This is a genomic window from Pseudomonas sp. SIMBA_068 (genome assembly GCF_046534705.1).
In the GTDB taxonomy this organism is placed as follows: Bacteria; Pseudomonadota; Gammaproteobacteria; order Pseudomonadales; family Pseudomonadaceae; genus Aquipseudomonas; species Aquipseudomonas putida.
On the sequence record NZ_JAWRYI010000047.1, the window covers coordinates 1 to 520 of the forward strand.

1 protein-coding gene is annotated in these 520 nt (G+C 51.9%); it reads left to right on the top strand.

Going from position 1 to position 520, the window contains the following annotated elements; all coding sequences use genetic code 11:
• Positions 1 to 117: 117 nt before the first annotated feature.
• On the top strand, positions 118 to 520 hold a 403-nt coding region (locus SB756_RS28070; RefSeq protein WP_410912749.1), incomplete at its 3' end, for an S-adenosylmethionine synthetase N-terminal domain-containing protein.

A 520-nucleotide genomic window follows, 5' to 3' on the forward strand; every position in this document is an offset into this window, starting at 1 on the left:
CACCACTTTCATCCCGTTGTGCAGGCGATAGCCCACAGCACTTTATGGTACATTTTTGCGCTCCAGCCAGACAGTTGCGTGTTAAATAATAATAAGTTAATGATTAATATATGAAAAATGGATAAAATCGCCGACCAGATCTCCGATGCTGTGCTGGATGCGATCCTTGAACAGGATCCTAAAGCGCGCGTGGCCTGCGAAACCTACGTTAAAACCGGTATGGTGCTGGTTGGCGGTGAAATCACCACCAGCGCCTGGGTTGATATCGAAGAGATCACCCGTAAAACCGTACGTGAAATCGGCTATGTCCATTCCGATATGGGCTTTGACGCCAACTCCTGCGCGGTATTAAGCGCGATTGGTAAACAGTCTCAGGATATCAATCAGGGCGTTGACCGTACCGATCCGCTGGAACAGGGCGCGGGCGACCAGGGCCTGATGTTCGGCTATGCCACTAACGAAACAGACGTGCTGATGCCTGCGCCGGTGACCTATGCGCACCGTCTGGTACAGCGTCAGG